Raw genomic sequence first — 24,000 nt, 5'->3', positions numbered from 1 at the left:
AATGTTAAATCAATGTTAACACAACCAACATTGTAAGAAATCATTTCAAATAGCCCACCTGTAACCATTAATCATGTCTATGTTGCAATTTTGGTGAGATACACCTTATTTATACGAAGAATCCTGATGTTATGCAGATTTAAATGTGGAATTTTACTTTTCATTGTTGGTGTGTGCGTTTTTGAGCAAATTTTTGCACTTATCGAGTCTAAATATTATCAATCGCGGCTTTGGCTTTGGCTTTGGCTTTGGCTTTGGCTTTGCCATAGTGAAGTAAGTCGCACGACAAAAGAGATACTGACGATACATTTCGTTATTAAATTGAAATGGACTTAAAAAGCAGAAAACGTTTAAATATACATAATCAGAATTAAACTACAGTCACTTTGGATTTATTTCACAAATATAAGTAATTAACAATCATCACTTTAATTCAAAAAACATTTCATCGCTATCTTTTAAAAACAAAATAGACAATATAAGCTCATGAATATTAAAGATTTAATTAAGGAAACAAATAACCAATCTAACAGTAAATCAAAACAAAATGTAATGGACAATAATATAAATAACAAAAACAATCCGACTTAATTTTATATATTAAAACGTTGTAATTTATTGCTCCTACATTTATCTTCCTCACCCGAATTAGATTCAATTCTTAATTCATATTTTGATAAACATATTTTAATTTCACACGGCATATTTATGACGAGTGCATTAACTATACCTCGTCTTTTATTAAGGAAAATAAATGTACAAGCCCTGTTGGATGAGTGTTCCACTCATTGTAATGCTCACTGCGTGTGGTAGTGACGATAATTCAAATTCAGATACAACCCCAGATCCAAAAGTTGATAAGAAATCATTAACTTTCGTGGGTAACGTTTATGATGGTCCTATCGCGGATGCAACGGTTTCTGTTTATGCCGGTACACAGTTACTTGCTTCAGGTAAAACAAATGCCGATGGTAAGTATGTTATCAATGCATCAATCAAAAACTCTGAATTCGAAAAAATCAAGTCACACCCAATCACATACAAAGCGATTCGCGATGACATCATCTTGCACGAGTACGATGGTAGAAGCTTAGAGCAGGCTTTTAATAATAAAAAGAACTCAGCATTAATCAGCAATTTTTCAACCGTTGAATATGTATTAGCTGATACCGATAAAAATGATTTTGTTTCTAGCACAGAATGGGACCTCTATTTAACTTTCGATAGAAATTACACTGAACCGCTCATAATTCGATACGGTGCTGGCCTTAAAGCCATTATTGATAATTCAGCATCTTTGGGTGGCTATAAAAATACAATACTTTGGCTTCGTGCTCTTCGCGACGAGGAGAAATGGAATAATTGGCATACACAAAATACATCACAATACAAACAAGCATGGGATGCATTATTTGCTGACAAATGGTTCTTAGAACAAGAAAAACATCGCTTTAAAGATATTTCCTCTTGGGAAGTAAAATACGACGATATTACTACGCCAGACTTCACTAAACCGACTATCTATAATCTGTCGATCAGCGGTATTCCAGAAACAGCCAGTATTGGTGATAAAGTTTTCCCGACCGCACATGCTCTGTTCACTAACATGACGTCAAAAAATGTATCAAGTGAGACAGTTTATGCAATTACTCCCACTGACGCTTTAGAGAATAAAGGGACTTACTGGGAAGTTAAAAAAGCAGGTTATATCAGCATAAAAGCACAATACGGCGATATAATCACCACTGAAACAATTGCCGTTGATATGGGTGATACTGCACTTACAAGCATTACATTATCTGGCGTTGGCAAATCTGTAACTGTTGGCGATAAAATCACCCCGACTATTTCAGCTAATTGGTCAAACGGTACAGTATCTGATGTAACTTCTCTATCAGATATATCTTACTCACCAGAAAATGCAATTAAGCTTGAAAATGGTCAAGCCTACATTGCAGCGGCAGGTGATATTAACCTCTCTGCATCTTACATGGACGAAACATCGACCATTAAAATCACTGCACAGGAAGCTGTATTAACCGAACTGCGATTAGGTTTCAACCAACATGAGCAGTTATTCAACAAGCAATTCCAAGTAAGTGCTGAAGGCATACATGAAAATGATTACATCATCGACTTTACGAATGAAGCAACATGGGTTTCAAGTGACTCTACAATTGTAGAGTCACTAGGTAACGGCCTATTCATTGGTAAAGGTGTCGGAACTGCAACTATCACCGCGACTGTTGGTGAAAATACGGTTACTCAAGATTTTGAAGTGATAACCGAGCTATTAGATCTTAGCCTCAATTTGCCAAACAACGCCATATCACGAGAAGAGACACTGCAGCTCACTCTGAACGGTGAATACAGCGATGGTTCGGTTTCTGTCATTTCCGAAGATATTGCTTGGGCAACCAGTAACCCCGAAATTTTAACCATTGACGAGAACGGTATTGCTGTTGGTATTATCGAAGGTGAATCTGTTGTTACAGCAACTTACAAGGAAATGGTTCTTGAAGAAACGATAGAAGTTATTGCACCTAAGATTGTCTCTTCAGAACCGCCTTTCGACTTAGTAGCTAGAAATGGAACCATGCTGCTTTCTGAAGGTGGTAGCTACCCTTACCGCTTCAAGTTTACTCGCTCTAACGGTAAAGAGTATGTATTTGTCGCAGAAAAAGGTGGTTTAGACTTTGAGTGGAGCGGCTTTAGAGAGGCTGCAATCGATGAATCTGGCATCCAGATTGCTGACAACGATGAAGGCAGAGATCTAATGCGCGCTGTACGTGCAGGAGATACCAAACTTAAACTACAAAAAGTACCGGTTGAATTACAAAAAATCTTTGCTGAACTCGGTGTTGATGTATCAGTAGGTAGCAGCCCACAAGCCGTTGAACTGAGCGTAAATATTGCTGATAACGCTGATGTTTATCAGTGGCATAGAAAGCCAGTCAATGATTCAATTCAAGCTATTAAAGATGCAATGGGGCGAGACGAGTTAGAACTAATTCAAGCAACACAGAGTGGTGACACTCTTTATCGTTTCTGGCAAATAGATGGGCTAGGAAAAAATGGACCTCTTTACCTCACTAAAATCACTTCTGAAGGAGAAAGTGAAGCATCCATAGTCGATCTTCCAACCGATAACTTTAGACTTATTCGCAGCAGAATGATGAGTAGTAGTAACGGCTATATTTTCCTACTAACGTCAAATGAACACAGCTCAGGTGTCGATGAGCACAAAGCTTACCGCTACAGCCCATCAAATGGTGAACTTGCTGCTGTTGATATGAGTCCATTCAGAGATAACATGGTCAACCGCCAGGGAGAAGGCTTCTTCTTTGCTGCAGATGGTCGTCTGATTCGTATTTATCAATATGACAATGACCTAACGATCACAGTCTTTGATTTTGAAACGTCCGAGTGGAGTGATCATAGTAAGATTGAAGGTAAGATAATTCAACTAGCCAGCAGCCATGATCAAGTTGGTTTACTCGATTTGCCAACCTCTCGCGATAACTACTTTACACCGCCAGTGCTTAGAATACTTGACCTAAATACACTTGAAATTTCTGAACAAGAATTCACCTACCCAGGCGACAGTACCTACACTTGTAGCTCTGCAAAAAGTGTGAGTATTGCAGTACGTGAGTCCCTTCAAAATTCAGGTGCGGGGTGTTTGATTACCGATGAAGAATATAAAAATGCGGTTGGCTATTGGTTATGGGATTCTATTGCCGAAGAACCTCAACTACATTTATTTGAAGCTGGTGATGTACTTAACTCAGGTGAAACATATGGTGTTGCTTCAGTGAAGCCTGATGGTCACATTCTGTATAGTGCTGGAAAACGAAAAATTGAAGAAGGATCTTATACTTACTACTTTGATGTCGCAGAAATTGTTGATGTCGAAGTGGAAGGTGTTATTGAACAGCAAATTAAATTCAATACCATTAAAGAAGCAAAAGGAGATCTATATAGTAAGTATTCCAGATTCCAAGCGTCTGATGGTAATGTACAAACTATTAGTAATCCTGATGCACCAAATGAAATCATGGCAATTTTCCAGCATGGTATTACCTTAAGAGGCAAAGATGGTAACTGGAATACAGACGAATTTGTATTTGGCTTCCCTACCGGCCATACCCAAAAGAATTTCCACATCGGTGATACGCTTGTTCTTAGTCACGAAGAAAAAACAGATGATCACTATCAAACATACTGGCAGTTACAACTGCGTAAGCCACCAGTAGATCCTGTCGAACCAACCGATCCTAACCCAACACCAGCTCAGTAATTCATTACTGACACTGTATTCGCTATAAAACAAAGGGCTACCATTGGTAGCCCTTCTTTTATTTGATCTGGATTTTCAGCTCAAAGCTTGAATCGTTAAGCTAAAGCTTCATCAAGTATTTTTTCCAACTTCACTGCCGCCACCTTAAACTCAGGGATTTTGGCATGAGGATCCGTTGCTGTTGTTGTCAAACGGTTCGCCGGTGATTCTGCAAAGTGGAAAGGCACAAAGACTACCCCGACTTGCATACGCTTTGTCACAAACGCAGGTGCTTCAATAAAGCCACGACGTGTTGATAAACGCACTACTTCGCTATTACGAATACCTAACCGCTCAGCATCAGTAACCGACATCATCACACGAGGGCCCGCAAGGTTATCTAACCCCTTGGTTTTACGTGTCATTGTGCCTGTATGGAACTGCTCTAATAAACGCCCTGTCGTTAATACTAATGGGAATTCATCATCTGGCAATTCAGCGGCATAGCGGAACGGAACAGCAGCCATCTGGCCTTTACCGCGCGTAAAGGTGTCAGTATGCATGATGCGCGTACCTTGATGATGCTCATCACGACACGGCCACTGCAAACCATCTTTACCCACGCGATCCCAATGAATACCTGCGTATTGCGGCGTCACTTGGGTGATCTCTTCGGTAATATCTTTCACAGACGCATACTGCCAATCCGCGCCCATCGCCTGAGCCACGTCTTGAATAATACGCCAATCTTCTTTCGCTGCACCCGGTGGGTTAACCGCTTTAGAAATACGTTGCACACGACGTTCAGTATTCGTGAAGTGGCCGTCTTTTTCTGCAAATGAGCAAGAAGGTAAAACAACATCGGCGTACTGCGCCGTTTCTGTTAAGAAGATATCTTGTACAACCAAGAAGTCTAACGCCTCTAATGCTTCAATCACGTGTGCTTGGTTCGGATCACTTAACACTGGGTTCTCACCCATCACGAATAAGCCTTTCACTTTACTGTGACAAGCAGCATCAATGATTTCCGTTAGTGTGAGTCCCGCTTCGCTTGGTAATGCTGGCTGCTGCCATGCTTCAGCAAACTTTGCGTGAACCTCTGGATTATGGACTTTCTGATAACCCGGGAAGTTGTTTGGCAACGCGCCCATGTCACACGCACCCTGCACATTAGACTGACCACGCAGTGGATTAATACCACCGCCTTCAATGCCTATGTTGCCACACAGCATTTGTAAGTTAGCAATCGAACGTACGTTGTCGTGACCTGTCGTGTGCTGAGTAATACCCATAGAGTAATAAACAGCAGTGCGTTCCGCGGTACCTATCATCTTGGCCATTGCTTTCACATCAGCGGCTTTAATGCCCGTGATGAGTTCGACTTTTTCTGGCGAGTATGACTCTTGCATTACTTCTGCTTTTAACGCCTCGAAACCTTCGGTGCGATCAGCAATATAAGCACTGTCATGCCAGTTATTTTCGATGATTTGCTGCATGATGCCGTTAAGTAGCATGACATCGGTGCCAGGACGTTGCGCGACATACAGCTCTGCGTGTTCAGCAATGTCGATTTTCTTCGGATCAGCCACGATCAAGCGTGCACTACCCTGCTTCAACGCCTGCTTAATGTGCGAGCCAATGATCGGGTGAGCAGCTGTCGTGTCAGAGCCAATAATAAACACCAGATCAGAATGTTTGATCGATGGAATATCATTGGTCATCGCGCCACTACCGATAGAGGCTTCAAGCCCCGTCACGGTTGATGCATGACATAAACGCGCACAGTGATCGATGTTGTTGGTTAACAGTTCACGACGGAAGAGTTTCTGGAAGGCATAGTTATCTTCGTTGGTCGTTTTCGCCGACGAGAAGCCCGCGAGAGCATTACTACCGTGCTGCGTCTTGATAGAAGAAAGCTTATCGGCAACAAGCGTGATCGCCTCTTCCCACGTCGCTGGTTGCAACTCTCCATCACGGCGGATCAATGGCGTAGTTAGTCGCTCATCACTGCCGACAAAATCAAAACCAAAGCGCCCTTTCACACACAGCATACCTTGGTTAACTGGTGAATCTTTAGCGCCCTGGACATAACGGATTTGGTTACGAGATTCATCCACCAGCATGGTCAACTTACAGCCCACACCGCAGTAGGTACAAATGGTATCGACTGGCTTGAGCATTTCGATACGGCCTTGAGACTTATCACGCGCATCGGTCAATGCACCTGTTGGACAAACCTGCACACAAGCGCCACATTGAACACAATTTGAATCACCCATACCTTGGCGCTTGTCATCAGCCAAGTCAAAACCCGGACGACATTCAGGACGGTTAGCACTGGTGCCATCTTCGTTTTTCAAAAAGCTCAATACGCCATGAACCGCTTGGTTACTACAGGTATCAACACACTGACCACAACTGATACAACGGTTAGCATCGAACACAATAAATTCAGACGTATTATCGACCGCGAATTTTTGGCAACTGCCTAAGTCAATCTCGGTTTCTTCCACTTTATATTCGGTTGCAAAATCACGCAGCTTACAATCTGTATTGGCTTGGCAACCACACTCTAGGCAGCGCTCTGCTTCACGAATAGCGTCTTCATTACTAAAGCCCGTTTCAACTTCGGCAAAGCTCGACTCACGCTCTTGGCTTGTCAGTTCAGGCATAACAGAACGCATCACCTTTTTCAGGCTTTCGAACTGCTTGGTATCCACTTGCTTGAGTTTTGGCGCTTTTTGCGAATTAAACGGCTTAACAGGAATGTGTTCCATCGAACCGTTGAAGAAACGATCAATTGCCTCAGCCGCCACTCGCCCATCCGCTACCGCTTCGATAGCTGTGGCAGGACCACGGCGGAAATCACCAATACTGAACACATTGCCCGTACCTGAGTGCATGGTATCTGGGTTCGCATCTTGCGTGTTCCAACGTGTTAGTGGCAAGTCGAGCTTTTCATTATCCATAAAAGACAAATCAGGCTTTTGCGATACCGCCGCAATAACAGTATCAAAAGCTTCAGTGAAGTATTCCCCTGTTGCTTCAGGGCGACGACGGCCAGAGGCATCAGGTTCACCCAACGCCATTTTTTCCAATTTCACGTTACAAACACGACCATTTTCATCGGCAATGTTTTCAACTGGATTGGTTAAAAAGTGGAATTTCACACCTTCGTGTTCGGCTTCCACAATTTCGTAATCTTCCGCTGGCATCTCATCGCGGGTACGACGGTATATTAACGTGGTATCCGCACCAGCTCGCACCGCCGTTCGCGCACAGTCAATCGCGGTGTTACCACCACCAATGACAGCCACTTTTTTGCCTGTGGTGTATTGCTTGTCTGTCACATAATCTTTTAGGTAATCAACGCCTAAATAGCAGCCATCAAACCCACTACCTTGATAGTGCATTTCAACTGCTTTTGATGCACCAACCGCAAGGCAGACGGCATCAAAGTCATCACTAAGTTGCGATAACGTAAAATCATCACCCAGTTTCTTACTGGTTTCGATTTGCATGCCGTTACGACACATCAAGGCGATTTCTTGATCTAAAATTGCTTTTGGCAAACGGTATTCAGGAATACCGTAGCGTAACCAACCGCCAGCATGTGGCATAGATTCAAATACAGTGACGTTGTAACCTTCGTTAGTTAAGTAATAACCACAGGTTAAACCGCCGGGGCCACTTCCCACGACAGCAATGGATTTGCCTTTCGCGGGCTTTTGTTCTGGTACATAACTTTCTTGAGCAGCTAAATCGATATCAGCGGCATGACGCTTTAACTGACGGATAGCCAAAGGCTCATCGACGATACTACGGCGACATTCCGTTTCACAAAAAGCAGGACAAACACGACCAATTGATAAAGGCATTGGTAGCGTGCGTTTAATCACTTCTACCGCTTTTTGATGATCGTTTTGAGAAATATGATAAAGGTAGGATTGAATATCCACACCTGCAGGGCATGCCGTTTGGCAAGGTGCTTCGCAGTCTGCGTAGTGATCAGACATAATTCGATTTAGTGCTTTTTGACGCGTCGAAACGATCTCTTCAGACGTGGTGATCACCGCCATGCCAGCTTGAGGCTTGATTTCACAAGCACGCTGGATACCTTGCCCTTCAACGTCTACAACACAAAGACCACAAGGGATTTTCTCACCTTTCTGGTTCAATCCGCACAGTGACGGAATTTCAATCTGATGCTGGCTGACAGCATCAAGCAGTGACAGGTCCGCATCTAGTGCATATTCCTGCCCGTCAATCGTGACATTAATCATTGCTTGCCTCTATTTATAATACTTGGCATGCCTTCTCTAAAGAGGATCTTTACTGCTTAGGGTGCAGTCCTACTTTTTACTAGCTTCTGTTCAATATTGAGCTGTAGGTTAAGATACACGGCATACTAAGGATGATGGATATATCACCAATTTTATTTATCCGATCACCATAGATCGCAGCAGAATAAAATTCTTTGATTTCGGACACGAAGGCCGTTTATTCGCGCAAAAAATGAACTCGAAGCGCTTATCTACTACCAATCAATCATTTATAGTAGTTATCAAATCTAGTTATCTAATTAATAATTAAAGAAATACAATGGCAGGTCGCTAACTATAAATAGAGATAGGGCGTGACTTAGCAGATCGTGACCTTTATAATTTAATGATAAACATAACAATTTCTGTGAAGATTTTTAGTGAAGACTATGAGCAACCTTTTAGACTCAGTTGATTTACGCACCCAGTTAGTTGGTGAAAACCGACTGGAGCTGCTTATTTTCCAACTCAATACATCACAACTATTCGCGATAAACGTTTTCAAAGTAAAAGAAGTGGTCAAGCTGCCTCATTTGCATATATTACCGGGCTCGCACCCTAATATTTGTGGCGTTGCCAATATTCGTGGCCTGTCGATCCCTGTTATCGACCTTCGTTATTCTGTTGGCATGCGTGCCATTGAGCGAAACGAAGACTGTAACCTGATCATTACAGAGTACAACCGTACTATCCAAGGCTTCTTAGTTGGCCAAGTCATGAACATTGTGAATATGACATGGAAAGACATTCAGCCACCACCATCTCAAGTCGGGAAAGAAAACTTCCTAACGGCGATCACCAAGATCGAACGTGAAGGCATGGTCCGTCTTGTTAGCATTATTGATGTTGAAAAAGTACTAGCACAAATTATTGACTACGACGTACAAGTATCAGCAGACGTGCTTGACCAGAAATTGGTAGAGCAAATGCCTGGCCGTAAGATCTTAATCGTAGATGATTCATCCACTGCTCGTGCGCAAATTCGAGATACGCTAGCCCAATTCGGGTTAGAAGTTATTGAGAAAAGTGATGGCTTGAAAGCTTTAACCATGCTTAAACAATGGTGTGATGAAGGCAAAAATATCCATGATGAAATTCTGATGATGTTTACTGATGCCGAAATGCCAGAAATGGATGGCTACAAACTAACTCATGAAGTACGAAACGATCCTCGTATGAACGATTTGTTCATTGCACTGAACACATCACTCAGTGGTAGTTTTAACGAAGCTATGGTGAAAAAAGTGGGCTGTAACCGCTTTATTTCAAAATTCCAGCCGGATCGCTTAGTTGAAGTGGTACAAGATCGTTTACGTGAAGTGCTTGGCTTTGAGTTTGTTGATTAATCAGCAAAAATGAAGAATATGCATCACCGATAAAAACTCGCCTTGTGCGAGTTTTTACTGGCTGACGCCAAACAATAAAGTCAACAAAGCTTCTCCTATTCTTTAAATTAACAATACACCAAACTTAGATGCAGCACCGTGAGTTTTGTTAGTATCATAATAAAGCTCCGATCTTCTATTATTGTGATTAGATAATCCATTTCCATTTCCCTTCCCAATAGTTACTCATTATTTAACCTGCATTAAATACCGTTTTATCTAAGGCTTTTTGCTGGCTGCATTGCAATCTGCAACATCTCACCCGTTTTCACTGTATTTTCACGCGGCATAAATATTGCTCTTATATAACAAAGCGTTTACGAGTGAGAGCTATGATGAAAAACATTGCTATTGTTGCCCCTACCTTTCCGGTATTAAGCGAAACTTTCATACGTACTGAAGTTGAATCGATACAAGAAAGTGGCTATCAAGTCATGGTTTTTACTTTCAAAAAAAATAAAGAAAAAACGAAGACACGATATCCAGTCCATACCATTGGTGATCACTTTCACTTGCCTTTCCTTAAATCATTGACACCGAAGCGCATAAAGAATTGCAGGCAATTTATTAATGAACAACAGTCACTACCAAAGCGTTCGTTATTTTTCTATAGTTTGAAACTTGCAGCCCAACTCGTTGAACACAATATCCACCATATTCATGCACACTTCTGCCAACATACAGCGGCGCATGCGATTGCTGCCGCTAAACTAGCAGGTATCACAGTGTCTTTTGTCGGTCACGGACATGATGTGAATGAAACACCTTTTGATATTACGACCAAAATAAAGCATGCAGATCTTGTTATTGCTGTATGCCAGTTTATGGCTGATAAATTTAACCAATATCATCACGGAAATATTAAGGTGCTGCATTGTGGAGTGAAAACATCTTTATTCACACCTCAACTTCGCCCAGCATCACCTTCCTTTAGATTCGTATTTATTGGAAGGCTAATAGAATCAAAAGGACTCACCTACCTTATTTCTAGCCTTCAACCATTAATTAATAACTACCATTTTTCATTGGATATTATCGGCGACGGTGAACTGGCAGAATCACTACACGAGCAAGTTCAATCGCTTGGACTTTCCGCTCATATAAACTTTCTTGGTGCTAAGCCACACCATTGGATTACGCAAAACCTCCCCTACTATGACTGCTTAATTGCCCCGTTCTGTGTCGCTAAATCTGGCAGTGTTGATACTGGCCCACTCGTATTAAAAGAAGCCATGTCTGTAAGTGTTCCCGTTATTACCACTGACCTTCCTGGCTGCCAAGAAATTGTATCTGCAGGTACTGGCTATATTGTTGAACAAAACAATGTTGAACAACTTACTCACGCTATTTCTGACTTTGTTTCGTTATCACCTAGCGAACGACTTACCATGGGGTTGAATGCCCGTACGGCTGTACTGGAAAACTTCGATGCGCATAAGCAAGCATTAACCCTGTGTCGGTGGATTGAAACTTTACCACCACCGTCATCTCAACCATTACTCTCAACACCGCACTATACCCCTGAATAATTAACTCATAACGGTATGGTTTCTAGGTATTTCTTTGCTGCGTAAATCGCTAATATTTACGCCTTCCGATGCTTGCCAAAGTTGCAGCGTTTCCCCATGTAATGTGTTGATTTTCTGGTGCTGAGCATCATCAAAATTAGTGGCTAACTGCAAGGCTAATATCACTAAAATCGCGAGTGGAAGCACCCATAATGGTGCCTCCTCGGTATGTTGGTTCATTGACATAGTCACTCCCGTTAAAATTGAACAGTGCGGGTATCGTCTTGCTGACTACGCAAAGTGACACGGCGATCAAAAAAGTCACCTTCAAAGTTTTGTTCTGCTTTTTCTGGGAACTGGTCACCCATTGCATCGATTTCAAACTGCTCGCTATCAACACCGCGCATTGTTAAGTAATCACGCACAGCGTCTACACGGCGCATGGAAAGATCCAAGTTTTTCTGGGTATCACCACGGCGATCTGCATAACCAGCCAATTGCCAGTTAACATCAGGGGCTTGTTTCATCAATTCAGCAATGTCGTCTAGTTGGCGTTGAAATTGTGGCTCAATATCAGCGGAGCCAGTACGGAAGTGCACGTTCATTTCTAATGCCAAATCAAGCTGGCGTTGATTATCATTAGCTTGCTGCAAACGTGCCATTTCTATTTGGGCTTGGTTGTAACGTTGACTAACTTTTTCTAGTTCAGTATTACGAGCGGTTAATTCATTCACCTCTGCGCCTTGCGCTTTAATATAATCTTCCTGACCAACAGTCGTACCAATGATGCCACCGAAAATAGCACCAATAACAGCACCTGCAGGGCCACCGACCAATACACCAACTGCGGCACCTGATCCCGCCCCAATCAATTGTTCTTGCTGGCCCACTTTGTATTCATCTTGCGTACCTTCTTGTTCAACGTTACTTGCAAGAGCGGCTGGTGAAATCATTGATGCTACGAATGTTGCTGCAATAAGTGTTGAGATAAGCTGCTTTTTCATAATGATGTTCCTCATTCTTTCTTTATTAAGGTTGACGATGGCTAGCACGATTCATTGTCTGCACTAGGTTTTGGTCATCGTCGTTTCGATGAGGTAATTAAACCAAGAAGATCTGGCAATATTAGGGAGCAAAAAAGGCAATGTGCTGATCAAATGTGGCAAAAAAAAGGCAATCTGATTTCCCCCCTTTCTTCCCTAACTTTTTGTTGTATAGTCACTTCAACAAAGTCAGTTGAACAAACAAACTGAAGAACTACTAGCAGATACGATAATGAAAAATATTGCGATTGTTGAAGACGAAGCAGCTATAAGAGAAAACTACACAGATGTATTAAAGAAACACGGCTACATGGTACATGGCTATGACAACCGCCCTGATGCCCTGCGTGCTTTCGAACAAAAACTCCCTGATTTGGCCATTATTGATATTGGCCTTCAAGACGAAATAGACGGTGGATTTTCGTTATGCCAATCATTACGGGCAATGTCACCAACCGTACCTATTATTTTTCTGACCGCTCGCGATAGTGACTTTGACACTGTGTGTGGCTTAAGAATGGGCGCTGACGATTACCTAACAAAAGACACCAGCTTGCCACACTTGATTGCCCGTATAGCTGCGCTATTTCGTCGTAGCGACTTAATGGCAATGCCTACCGAACAAGACAGTTTAATGGAACGCGGGCACCTATCCATTGATAAGAATCGAATGCAAGTCTGCTGGAAACAACAAGCAATTGAGCTAACGGTGACTGAGTTTTGGATGGTGTATGCTCTCGCAAAACGTCCTGGCCATGTAAAGAGCCGCCAAGATTTAATGACAGAAGCACATGTTGTTGTCGATGACAGTACGATCACTTCGCATGTAAAACGCATTAGAAAGAAATTTGTACAAAGCGATACAGACTTTGATCGTATCGATACCGTTTATGGTATGGGTTATCGCTGGGGCGGCGAGTAAGCAAGAACAAAAGAAAGTAGTTGTAGGAAAGATTATGTTTAAATTTGCAGTGGGTCTTCGTACCAAGGTTATTCTTATTTCCAGTTTGCTATTGGCATTACCATGGCTTGGCTACAAGTATGTATGGGAAATGGAAAAGCTGCTACGCCAAGGCCAAGAACAAACCTTGATTGGCACCACCCGCGCTGTCGCCACTGCATTGAATGAGCGTCCAGCTCTTTTTAACGACCAAGCCAGTTTTTTAAGTAACGTTAAAAAAGGGCGTGACCTTTACGCTTATAGCCTGCAGTCCCCCATCAAGCTGGATGGTAACCTCTCTGACTGGTCTGCATATCAGGGAAACATGACCCAATATGGCCGCGAATTTAGTCAATTTAGCCGCCGCCCATACTCTTCCGATAGTTTGAGCTTTCGTCATACCATAGGGAAGTATCAAGGGTACTTGTATGCCATGTTTGAAGTAAATGATCAGTTTCCTGTTTTGCGCCGCAAGAGTTCCCTACGCGTCGATCGCAATGATCACCTGATCGTGGCATTTACCTCACCGACTAACGAGTTTCACCGCTATGTGATTGCCGCCTATGAAGATGGCTGGGTTAATGCCTTTGAAGTAAAAAGGGATATCTCTGATCCCAATAACTTAACACCAGCTAACCATATACAGGGATATTGGCGTACCACTGACACGGGTTACAACATTGAATTAAGGTTGCCGCTGTCAGATCTTGGCAGCAAACTCGGCTTCACTTTTTATGATGTCAATAATCAATCCAACCGTATGATCGATGCCATCATAGGTACATCAAATACTTCACAAGCAAGCCGCTTAGGAACAGTGTTAATTCCCTCTCCTGAAATAGATAAGATCCTAAAAGGAATGGGACACACCAGCTCTCGTATTATGGTCATTGATCGCCACCAACGTGTATTGGCACAGAGCGGTGACATACAAGACTCTAACGGGGTGTGGTCAACGTCAGTCAAATATGACGACCGCGATACATCATGGTGGGCACAATTTGAAGAAGCTTATATACATCCGTTTTACTACAAATTTTTTATTTCAGAGCCCGAAGCTTTTTCAGACAATGCTCAAGACGCAGCTTGGTTGAAAGGTGTACCTGTCGCACAAGCATTACAAGGCCGCGGTTATTCACAATGGCGGATGTCTTCTGATGGCAAAGCGTTGATCCTTTCTGCTGCTTACCCAATATGGCTAGGTAACAACGTAATGGGAGCCGTAATTGCTGAAGAGTCGACGATTGGCATTCAAATGTTACGCAACCGCGCGTTAGAAAAGCTGTTCAATGTTTTCATTGCCATCATAGCAATAGGTACATTGACCCTATTCCTGTTTGCTTCCAATATATCATCGCGTATTCGACAATTACGTGATGAGGCTGAAATCGCCATTGATAGCCAAGGTCGTATTAAGCAAGATATGGTAGCAAGTGACGATCGCGATGAGATTGGAGATTTGTCTCGAAGCTTGAGTGCAATGGTGGGTCGATTAGGCCAATATCACCATTATCTTGAACATTTATCATCAAGACTTTCGCATGAACTCCGTACACCAGTTGCAGTGGTACGTTCGTCGCTAGAAAACTTATCAATGCACAATACTGATAAAGAATCACAGCGCTATATTGAGCGTGCGGAAGATGGCATTCATCGGCTGAGTACTATTTTATCGAGTATGACGGAAGCGACGCGTATTGAACAGAGTATCCAAGGCGCAGAAAAAGAAGTCTTTCCCTTGAATGAACTGGTTTCTGGATGTTTACAAGGCTATCAAATGGCTTACCCTGATCAAGCATTCACGATCAATGTGCCAGATAAGCCTCTGATGTTTGAAGGTGCACCCGACTATTTAGCACAACTGTTAGATAAGCTGATTGCCAATGCAGAAGAGTTCAGTCCGAATGATCAAGCCATCTGTGTGACATTAGTTAATGAGCCTCTTTCGGCATCACTCACCGTGAGCAATCATGGCCCATTACTGCCAGAAAACATGGAAAACCAATTGTTGAATTCAATGGTTTCAATTCGCGCGCAAGAGAAGAAAAACAAACCTCATTTAGGCTTAGGGTTATATATCGCGCGGCTTATCACTGACTATCACCATGGTGATATTCAAATTCAAAATAAAACAGATAACACGGGTGTAAAAGTGACGATTAAACTGCCTAAGGTCAATTCGCTACAAAATAGCTAAACGATAAAGCAACACTGTCATCACAATGGCAACAACGGCGATTAAGAGTTCAAAATGAGAATCATGCATTATTGTTTCTCCAAAAAAGGCGTTTGATGGATGTGACGTCAATCGCCTCATACCTTACTACCAAACAGTATAAATTCATCATATTTCGGAGATGCTAGATAAGACCTGAACGACTGTAAGGCTATCACTCTTTAATTGTAACTGTATCCAAAAAACGCCTGAAATGGCTTGAAACAATAGTGTTATTTTCCTTGTTGCCTCCCACTCATTTACTCCAAGCATTGATTAATAAAATGCATGAAGAACAATGCTTACTTTCAAGCGGCCATTACCAATCTTTAACACTGGATTGTCGAGTTATACCAAAAGAGAGTATTAACAGTGAAGCGACGCCCCCCTGCTCTTATCTTAGCTTTTACAATGATGATCACGGCATCGAGCCATGCTGGTTCACTCGATTCTGAGCACCATATAGATTTACCTTTTAATCAGTACAGTGCATTAAATTTATTGGCTAAATGGCAGGTTAGTTCAACAGAACTCCCCGCGTATGTGGAAATCAATAACGACAATTTGTTTGGTACTGACAATAACGAAAATAGCGTACGTGACGATTACGAAAAGGCATTGCTCAATGCTTACCAAAAGCCCGAATATGTCGTAATGGGGTTACTCTCTACCTATGTGTGGCAACGTTTGTTACAACTGAACGTGAATACAAATACAGTCACAACAAACAAAGAAGCCATCGCCTTGTTAGTTAATAGCATGTCTATAAACCACTGCTATTACCTCTTACAGCAAGTTGATCAAGATTTGATGTCGCCAGTGCTCGTATACTTTAATACCCAACAACGATTAGATGCAAAGAAACAAGCAGAACACAAGCTGCTTACCCTTATCGGTAATCAGCAAAACAAAATAGAATTTCCATCTGAGCCTTGTTCAGTCTTTGCGAACTTGATCCATTCAGAACCCATTCAGCAATATATTGAAGTAAATAGCAGCATCTAATCATGTACCACCTATTGAGTAATGGTGCCACTGTCTATTTCTCAGTTTCTTGATACAGTGGAATATTATCGGCAGATGCGTGTTCTATATCGTCATCCTCCCCTTCAATTAGCAACTCTTTCTCCTTCTCAACTAGAGCTATGTACTCTTGCTCACATACAGATTGAGTGATCGCATCTGCACCAAAGGTATCGACACAAAGCTGGATATATTCTTGTTTTGATAATAAATATTCGGCCTTAACAAAAAAACCAGCTCCCGTTAAAGACACAACGAAACAACCTACTAAGCCACTTTTTATGATGTTAATTATCGAGTTAGCACCTTTACACATGACTCACACCTCATATCCGCAACCCATTCGCTAAAAGTTAAGCAAATAACTGAGAGAAAAGCTGACTAGAAGATGAGACGATGGTTAAAATAATACCCAGCACATAACAGATACAAAAAAAGAGCACAATCATAGGATTGTACTCTCTCTAATTATTACCAACTTAGCTGCTTTATAAACTACCCATCTATCTACTCAATTTAGTGCGAGAGAATTCAATGTATTCTGGAAGGCTACGCACTTAAAATAGAGATTTAACCTTTACTCTAACGAGTAACATCAATGCTTAGTTTTGATTAGATTGGCAAGGCAGAATAGTTTTTAAAAAAACTATACCGCTATAATGACCAATCTAAATTTTGCAGCACTACACGGTAACCATCTACATCTTCAAATGTTTTACCCACGCCATTCCAATATGGGTTATTTGATTCCACAACATTAAAGCCAGCATCGATCATAGCACGACATGCACGCTCCCAATCTTGGCTACAAGCAACATAGAAAACCAAAAGGTTATCTGTTGTTGCCGCTCGGCCAACCGTTACACCACGTTGATGGGTAAACTCTAAGTGATAAGGGTGGTTTGCGTGACCTAGCACAACGCCATCAAATCCATCATGATCTTCAAACTGTTTGACCATTTCAAAACCTAAGGCTTTGCTGTACATCAACGCAATTTTCTTCAGATTATCGGTTGGGCGAACAACACGTAATGTTGCATCTCTAGGTATCATTTCTCATCGTCCTCTGACTTTAGTTTTTATGCTTTGGTGAAACTGGGGAAGTGACCAAAGTGGAAATATTACAGCCTCAATAAGCATTGCACTGTATATAATTCAACTGTGGCAATTGGGACCTATACCGTCAAGTCATTATTGCTAAAAACCTTGTTTTAAATCATAGCTTTGCTACTTGCGGCACATTTTTGGAAACAAACACAATGATTTTAGCAAACGCGCCTCTTAACTACTGTTTATAACAGTATCGCTAACCATATGATTATTAAATTAATTATACTGAATAAATTCCCCGGCATTCCTCTATTGATTAATTCACCTTAAAACCGCCACCTAAGTCCAATAAATCAAAAAGTTAGCAAGAATGAACAAGTAATAACGTCACTTTTTATTAAGCTCAGGGTATAATGCTGCGGAAAACATCTATCGATACAAGGTAAAAAAGACATAATGAGTAAGCTCTTCACCTTCTTAAAGGGTATGGCTATGGGCGCAGCCGATGTTGTCCCTGGCGTTTCTGGTGGTACGATTGCGTTTATTACAGGCATTTACGATACATTGCTTGAAAGCATACGTCGTATTAACCCTAGCCTTCTGAAAATATGGCGTGATAACGGCTTCAAAGCCGCATTTGAGCATATTAACGGTATCTTCTTAATCTTGTTGTTCGGCGGTATTCTTACCAGTATTTTCACATTAGCTCGCGTGATTACGTGGATGCTACACACTCATCCTATTCCACTGTGGTCATTCTTCTTTGGCTTGATCATTATTTCTGTGATTCATATGCTAAAGCAAATTGAAAGCTGGAAGTTAAGCCGCGTCGTGGCCTTATTTGCTGGTGCTATTTTTGCGTATGGTATTACGGTATTACACCCCTTACATATGGAACCAACCTCGCTAAATATTTTACTGGCTGGCTCTATCGCGATCTGTGCCATGATATTACCTGGTATTTCGGGTAGCTTCATTTTACTGCTACTCGGTATGTACACACCTATTTTAGCGGCGGCTAAATCCCTTGATATCGCAACACTCGCATTGTTTGCATCTGGTTGTGTTATTGGGCTATTAACGTTCTCCCACGTGCTTTCATGGGTTTTACGCAACTATCGTGATATTGCCCTGACTTTTTTAACTGGCTTGATGATTGGTACACTGAGTAAAATTTGGCCATGGAAAGAAACCCTAACATGGCGTACAAACTCAAGCGGTCAGCAAGTACCTTTATTAGAGCAAAACCTGTCACCATTTAACTTTGAACAAGTTACTGGCCAGCCATCACTTGTTATCTATGCGGTTATGGCGATGATTCTTGGATTTGGTTTAGTTTGGGGATTAGAGAAATTCGCTAGCGATAAATAATCCGATAAAAGCGCCTTTCATGGGCGCTTTATTCTTCCTCAGATACGCTACGTACTACTGCAATAAACGTGCGCTACAACTTTCCTCTCTTAAAAGAATCTCGCTTGCTCACATAAATCGACTTTTAAACTGTTGATTATAAAGTCAGATGTTAAACTTTACAAAATCGTTACAATATAACAGCTTTTGCTTATGTCTTTATCATTATCATCAACATTTACTTCCGCAGCCAAAATTTTCATTTGCTTTACCATTGGCATTGCCAGCTATGAACTAATAAAAAGCCAATCAGACTCAAGATCAATAGATCCCAAATGTGCGCTTTCTAGCACTCTATGCACCATAGATGATGCAACTTTGTCACTTGCGAAAGACAAGGTAAATCCAATGGTAAGTAATACGTTATCTGTTGAGTGGAATACACTACCCACAGAGGTTGATAGCTTAATGCTTTCACTTGAAGGTCATGAAATGATGATGGGGACATACAAGCTCTTACTTAAACGCTCTGCGGATAATACATTTTCGGGCGATTTATTGCTGCCTGTATGCACCTCCGACGCCATGACATGGCTTGGCACTATAACGCCAATTAACGATACATCACATGCTTCGCCCCTGCCCATTTCAGTAAGGATGACCCTATGAAATTCCAATGGATTGTTTTAGCGTTAGCGCTTGGAGCTGGTTTATTAACACGCTACATCATGGATCAAAATGAAAGTAGCCCTTCAGAATCTATTGTGCAGTCACCAACAGAGCATATCGATTTAAAGGTACTGCACAGCGGCAAAGATACCATCGATTTATTTTCACCAACCGATCAACGCTTACGTATTGTTTATTTCGGTTACACGCATTGTCCCGATGTATGCCCGACCTCACTTGCGGTTTTATCTGCGGCTTTACAGTCACTGCCTCAAGATAATTTAACCCAGCTATGGCCTGTGTTTATTACCTTAGATCCCGAGCGCGATACTCCGGAGAAAAGTGCTGAGTACGCTGGATATTTTCACGCAACCATTACGGGCGTTTCGGGTTCAGATGCACAGATAAAAGCATTAGCAGAGAAATACGGTGTACTTTACATGCGAACAGAAATGAAAGATTCGGCGATGAAGTACTCGGTTGATCACAGCTCGTATTTTTACTTATTACAACCTAATGGCACCCTCATCGAAAAAGTGCCACATACGTTAAATAGCGCCATTTTAGTCGATGCTATTACACGCAACCTGCCCCAACAATTAGCAGCCAATTAGCTTAAATAAGGAAATATAATAATGAAACTGAAAGCGCTTGCTCTCTCTACACTCTTGCTTGCATCAACAGCCGCTTCAGCAGATGTGATGGTTCACGATGCTTACGCGCGCGCTACGCCCCCCAATGCCGTTAACAGCGCTATCTTCATGCATTTAATGAATAAAGATGATTCAGCTCGCCAAGTCATTGATGCACAAAGTGATGCTGCTGATGTTGTTGAACTCCATAATCACATTATGGCAGATGGCATGATGCAAATGCGTAAAGTAGACAGTATCGACATCCCGGCAAATAGCATGGCAGAGTTAAAACCTGGTGGTATGCATATCATGCTGTTGGGATTAAAAAGCGATCTTCATGAAGGTGATAACGTTAAACTAACATTAAAATTTGCGAACGGTGAGACCAAAAACCTGTCAGTTCCAGTGAAAAAAGTCATCGCTGGCATGAAGAATGGGCATGATCATTCACCAAAAACAAAAACCCATTAAGCATTCCAAAACCAAGTAAACATCAGCGATGGAGACAGATTTCTCGCGACTGAGAGCGCTATTTTTAAACAATTGGTTTTTTTAACGAGCATTTTTAGGAAGTTATGCCATAATCAATTTGCCGACTAAAACATTTTGTTACTCGGTTTGTAGTGGCAAACTAGGAGAATGTAAAAAAATGAATCGTTCATTACCTATCCTTGCTGGTATCATCTTAAGTGCAGCTCTTGTGGGTTGTTCTAGTTCTGATGAACCAGACGCAATGCAACAACTAACTAACAAAGTTGACATGTTATCTGACCAAGTTGGCGCGCTACAAAGCCAACAAGATCAAATGGCTGGTGCAGTAAACGACGCGAAAGCATCGTCTGATGCAGCCTACCAAGAAGCAATGCGTGCAAATCAACGTATTGATAACATGGCTAGCTCGTACACAAAATAAGCAATATCGTAATGAAAAAGTGGTGCCTTATGGCGCCACTTTTTGTTTGCGCCTTCACTGTTTCTACGCCTCATCAATTTCTAATAATTCACATCAATTCTTTTTATCACTGCACATCTAACATTAGCTCATGAAATACTTAATAGTTTGATGTCACGCTGTAGTTCATCACGTATCAGAATCAGAAAACTAGAGGTAAAAAGTGTCGCGAGGCAGGTTGGCGTGAGTAAATCACTAGGTAAGGCTACCTAGTGACTCAATTGGAGTGTTTTAATTCAGTACTTTGATTTCAACAGGGATACCCATTTGTAAATTCAATGCTGCATTCAAGCGGGAATACGCTCTATCATCATTCGCAATTGTTAAAAGAAGGTCTTCATCTGCTTTGACCTTCTTATCTTGTCCTAGCTGAGATTCCGTTTTCGATAATGGTTGATGCACCTCAACATATAAAGCGCCATCAGGCTCTTGTGTTTGCTTCAGCGCTTGATCGATAATCTGAACTTTCGTGCCTTTAGGGATTTGCGGGAACAACCATTCAATATCCCAAGGGTTCATTCGAATACATCCAGAACTCACACGCATTCCTATACCAAAATCTTTATTGGTACCATGGATCAAGTACTGACCGCTGCCATGCGCTAACCGCATTGCATAGTCACCTAATGGATTTTCAGGACCTGCTGGAACAACCGATGGTAACTCTATATCACGCTTCTCACGATACTCTTTACGAATATTCGCGGTAGGTGTCCATGTCGGGTTCTTGGTTTTTTGACTTATCTTGGTGGTCATTAACGGTGTTTCTCGCCCAACACGGCCAATACCAATTGGAAATACATGAACAACGTCCTGATCTTCAGGAAAGTAATACAGACGCAGTTCAGCAAGGTTAATAACCACACCTTCACGATCAACTTTAGGTAAAATAAGTTGCGTTGGAATCGCAAGTAACTTCCCGGGAGTCGGAAGAAAAGGATCGACCCCTTTATTTGCTTCCAGCAATGCTAAAAAGCCCACATTGTAACTATTGGCTATATCAGCAAGGCTATCGCCCTTCTCAACTTGATAGTACTCCATCGTACCAATCAAATTACTGCTATCTTCCGGTAATGGGTACTCAATTGCATTGGCAATTGATGATGCTAAGCATGTTAGCGATATAAGTAATGAGCGATACACTGCCGCGCCTCCTGCCATATCAATACCATAACTAACTTATGATCTTATAAGTATGGCAAATTCTCTATTGTTCGTTAATTGAGTTGCTCTCAGGAATAATACCGAGACGATTTATTCATTGTTATAACAGATCAAACTACACGTTTAAACCAATGTGGCTTTTATGCAGACAATAAAAAAGGTGGCCGAAGCCACCCTCTCTTACACGCTGAGCCTATCCATCACGAAAGTGCACACTATGCATATTGTGCAGTTAACAATTTCCACTCTTTACGCTGTGCTTCTAATCGAGATTTCATTTGTTCATACTGCTGAACAAATTCGAAGTTTTCGTAATGTTTGACTAGGCGGGCCTTTCTCAGTTCTAACATGCGCTTCTGGGCACTGTAGTAATCCGAAATTTTCAGCATCAAAGCTTCATATTCTTCTTCTAATCGCTCAAGACGGGCTTGATTATTTGGTGCATCCGCGAGTTTTGTCTGTAATGTTTTAAGTAACATCGTCGCACGTGCTTTCTCAATACGATCATCTGGGCATGTACGTAAGTTCTTAGCCATCCCCAACAAGGAACAACCTTTGATTAGCCATTTTGTCGGATCAAACTGCCACCAGCGAATGCCATTTCGGTAATCATTTTCAAAAATATGGTGATAGTTATGATACCCCTCACCAAAGGTCAAGAATGCCAGGAATCCGTTATCTCGTGCGGTGTTTTTATCGGTATAAGGCTGAGAGCCCCAAATGTGCGCTAACGAGTTAATGAAGAATGTCGTGTGATGACTCAATACTAAGCGTACAACACCAACCAATAATAAGGCCCCAAAGACATCACCATGAATAAGGCCAAACAACAATGGGATACCAAAGTTAGTTACTAGTGCCAGCCATGCGTAGTTACGGTGCTGCCACATGACAATATTATCTTTTTGTAAGTCGCGGCAATTGGAGTAATCGGTATAGCGTGAAGCCTGATATTCACGCAACATCCAGCCAATATGGCTGTAAAAAAAGCCACGTTTCGCCGAATAGGGATCTTTGTCATTATTATCAACATGGCGATGATGAACACGATGATCTGAAGACCAATGCAGAATGCTGTTTTGCAGCGCAAAAGCACCGCCAATAGCAAAAATAACCTTTAAGAAGCGATTCGCTTCATACGCTTTATGTGACCACAAACGGTGGTAACCCGCAGTAATCGACAAGCCACAATAACTAAATGCAAGCAGCAACATCAGGCATTGTGCCCAATCAAACCCAACGTAATACGCATATAACGGTGTGCCAATCACAGCAATGCCTAACGTTAAGCTAAAAATTGCTACGTTTAGCCAAATCACTGGCGGTTTATTCGTTTCCATCTGTATAACTCTCAACTCAGCGAACAAGTGTACGCTAGAATAATCACCGACAATTTGTAGGTCAATGACTATTTACGTTTTATGTTAACAAGTGTAAACAGAACGCAAACAATGTTAACTGAGGT

18 protein-coding genes are annotated in these 24,000 nt (G+C 41.7%); 11 read left to right on the top strand and 7 right to left on the bottom strand.

The features are described 5' to 3' along the window. Positions 1-754 precede the first annotated feature (754 nt). Positions 755-4,300 (top strand): Ig-like domain-containing protein, encoded by a 3,546-nt coding sequence (locus tag OCU87_RS19710; protein WP_261859182.1) that lies wholly within the window; start codon positions 755-757, stop codon positions 4,298-4,300. 95 nt (positions 4,301-4,395) lie between these two features. On the opposite strand, the gene fdhF is transcribed toward OCU87_RS19710, so the two are convergent. Further along, complete coding sequence (gene fdhF / locus OCU87_RS19705) at positions 4,396-8,562, bottom strand: formate dehydrogenase subunit alpha (protein WP_261859181.1); 4,167 nt, start codon at positions 8,560-8,562, stop codon at positions 4,396-4,398. A 428-nt stretch (positions 8,563-8,990) separates the two neighbouring features. On the opposite strand from fdhF, the gene OCU87_RS19700 reads away from it, so the two are divergent. Both OCU87_RS19700 and OCU87_RS19695 read left to right on the top strand, forming a co-directional pair. Next, positions 8,991-9,947 (top strand): chemotaxis protein CheV, encoded by a 957-nt coding sequence (locus tag OCU87_RS19700; protein ID WP_094956631.1) that lies wholly within the window; start codon positions 8,991-8,993, stop codon positions 9,945-9,947. Positions 9,948-10,321: 374 nt separating this feature from the next. Next, positions 10,322-11,515, top strand: a complete 1,194-nt coding sequence (locus OCU87_RS19695) for a glycosyltransferase (protein WP_261859386.1) — start codon at positions 10,322-10,324, stop codon at positions 11,513-11,515. On the opposite strand, the gene OCU87_RS19690 is transcribed toward OCU87_RS19695, so the two are convergent. Both OCU87_RS19690 and pdsO read right to left on the bottom strand, forming a co-directional pair. After that, positions 11,516-11,740 carry a hypothetical protein gene (locus tag OCU87_RS19690; protein ID WP_261859180.1) on the bottom strand — a complete coding sequence of 75 codons (225 nt, stop codon included), beginning with the start codon at positions 11,738-11,740 and terminating at the stop codon, positions 11,516-11,518. 11 nt (positions 11,741-11,751) lie between these two features. Further along, entirely contained in the window at positions 11,752-12,498 is a 747-nt protein-coding gene (gene pdsO, locus OCU87_RS19685) for a sortase-associated OmpA-like protein PdsO (protein WP_261859179.1), read from the bottom strand. Positions 12,499-12,769: 271 nt separating this feature from the next. On the opposite strand from pdsO, the gene pdsR reads away from it, so the two are divergent. From pdsR to OCU87_RS19670, 3 genes are all read left to right on the top strand, one after another. Further along, positions 12,770-13,459, top strand: coding sequence for a proteobacterial dedicated sortase system response regulator (gene pdsR / locus OCU87_RS19680; protein ID WP_094956628.1), 690 nt, complete (start codon positions 12,770-12,772; stop codon positions 13,457-13,459). A 34-nt stretch (positions 13,460-13,493) separates the two neighbouring features. After that, entirely contained in the window at positions 13,494-15,674 is a 2,181-nt protein-coding gene (gene pdsS / locus OCU87_RS19675; RefSeq protein ID WP_261859178.1) for a proteobacterial dedicated sortase system histidine kinase, read from the top strand. Between the two features lie 390 nt (positions 15,675-16,064). Then, positions 16,065-16,697, top strand: a complete 633-nt coding sequence (locus tag OCU87_RS19670; protein WP_261859177.1) for a hypothetical protein — start codon at positions 16,065-16,067, stop codon at positions 16,695-16,697. A gap of 34 nt (positions 16,698-16,731) precedes the next feature. On the opposite strand, the gene OCU87_RS19665 is transcribed toward OCU87_RS19670, so the two are convergent. Together OCU87_RS19665 and OCU87_RS19660 are read right to left on the bottom strand one after the other, a co-directional pair. Next, entirely contained in the window at positions 16,732-17,031 is a 300-nt protein-coding gene (locus OCU87_RS19665; RefSeq protein WP_062687939.1) for a hypothetical protein, read from the bottom strand. A gap of 338 nt (positions 17,032-17,369) precedes the next feature. After that, positions 17,370-17,768: a VOC family protein gene (locus tag OCU87_RS19660; RefSeq protein WP_062687938.1), complete on the bottom strand. Its 399-nt coding sequence runs from the start codon at positions 17,766-17,768 to the stop codon at positions 17,370-17,372. Between the two features lie 453 nt (positions 17,769-18,221). Between OCU87_RS19660 and OCU87_RS19655 the strand changes: the two genes are divergently transcribed. The 5 genes from OCU87_RS19655 to OCU87_RS19635 all read left to right on the top strand — a co-directional run bounded on the left by OCU87_RS19655 (position 18,222) and on the right by OCU87_RS19635 (position 21,332). Further along, a complete protein-coding gene (locus OCU87_RS19655) occupies positions 18,222-19,136 on the top strand; it encodes a DUF368 domain-containing protein (protein ID WP_062687937.1) in 915 nt (304 codons plus the stop codon). Between the two features lie 387 nt (positions 19,137-19,523). Next, entirely contained in the window at positions 19,524-19,784 is a 261-nt protein-coding gene (locus tag OCU87_RS19650; RefSeq protein ID WP_261859176.1) for a hypothetical protein, read from the top strand. Continuing rightward, the gene (locus OCU87_RS19645; RefSeq protein WP_261859175.1) at positions 19,781-20,398 is read left to right on the top strand and encodes an SCO family protein; all 618 of its coding nucleotides are present in this window, start codon (positions 19,781-19,783) and stop codon (positions 20,396-20,398) included. The genes OCU87_RS19650 and OCU87_RS19645 overlap by 4 nt, the downstream gene beginning before the upstream one ends. A gap of 21 nt (positions 20,399-20,419) precedes the next feature. Then, entirely contained in the window at positions 20,420-20,890 is a 471-nt protein-coding gene (locus tag OCU87_RS19640) for a copper chaperone PCu(A)C (protein ID WP_261859174.1), read from the top strand. Between the two features lie 178 nt (positions 20,891-21,068). Beyond that, entirely contained in the window at positions 21,069-21,332 is a 264-nt protein-coding gene (locus OCU87_RS19635) for an Lpp/OprI family alanine-zipper lipoprotein (protein ID WP_048899034.1), read from the top strand. Positions 21,333-21,602: 270 nt separating this feature from the next. Here the strand turns inward: OCU87_RS19635 and OCU87_RS19630 are convergent, their stop codons facing one another. Then, positions 21,603-22,514, bottom strand: coding sequence for a L,D-transpeptidase family protein (locus OCU87_RS19630; protein WP_261859385.1), 912 nt, complete (start codon positions 22,512-22,514; stop codon positions 21,603-21,605). 236 nt (positions 22,515-22,750) lie between these two features. Then, positions 22,751-23,875: an acyl-CoA desaturase gene (locus tag OCU87_RS19625; protein ID WP_062687933.1), complete on the bottom strand. Its 1,125-nt coding sequence runs from the start codon at positions 23,873-23,875 to the stop codon at positions 22,751-22,753. Positions 23,876-24,000 lie beyond the last annotated feature (125 nt).

The organism is Photobacterium sanguinicancri (genome assembly GCF_024346675.1).
In the GTDB taxonomy this organism is placed as follows: Bacteria; Pseudomonadota; Gammaproteobacteria; order Enterobacterales; family Vibrionaceae; genus Photobacterium; species Photobacterium sanguinicancri.
The sequence above is the reverse complement of the archived record's forward strand: the minus strand, read 5'-3'. Positions and strand labels throughout refer to the sequence as shown.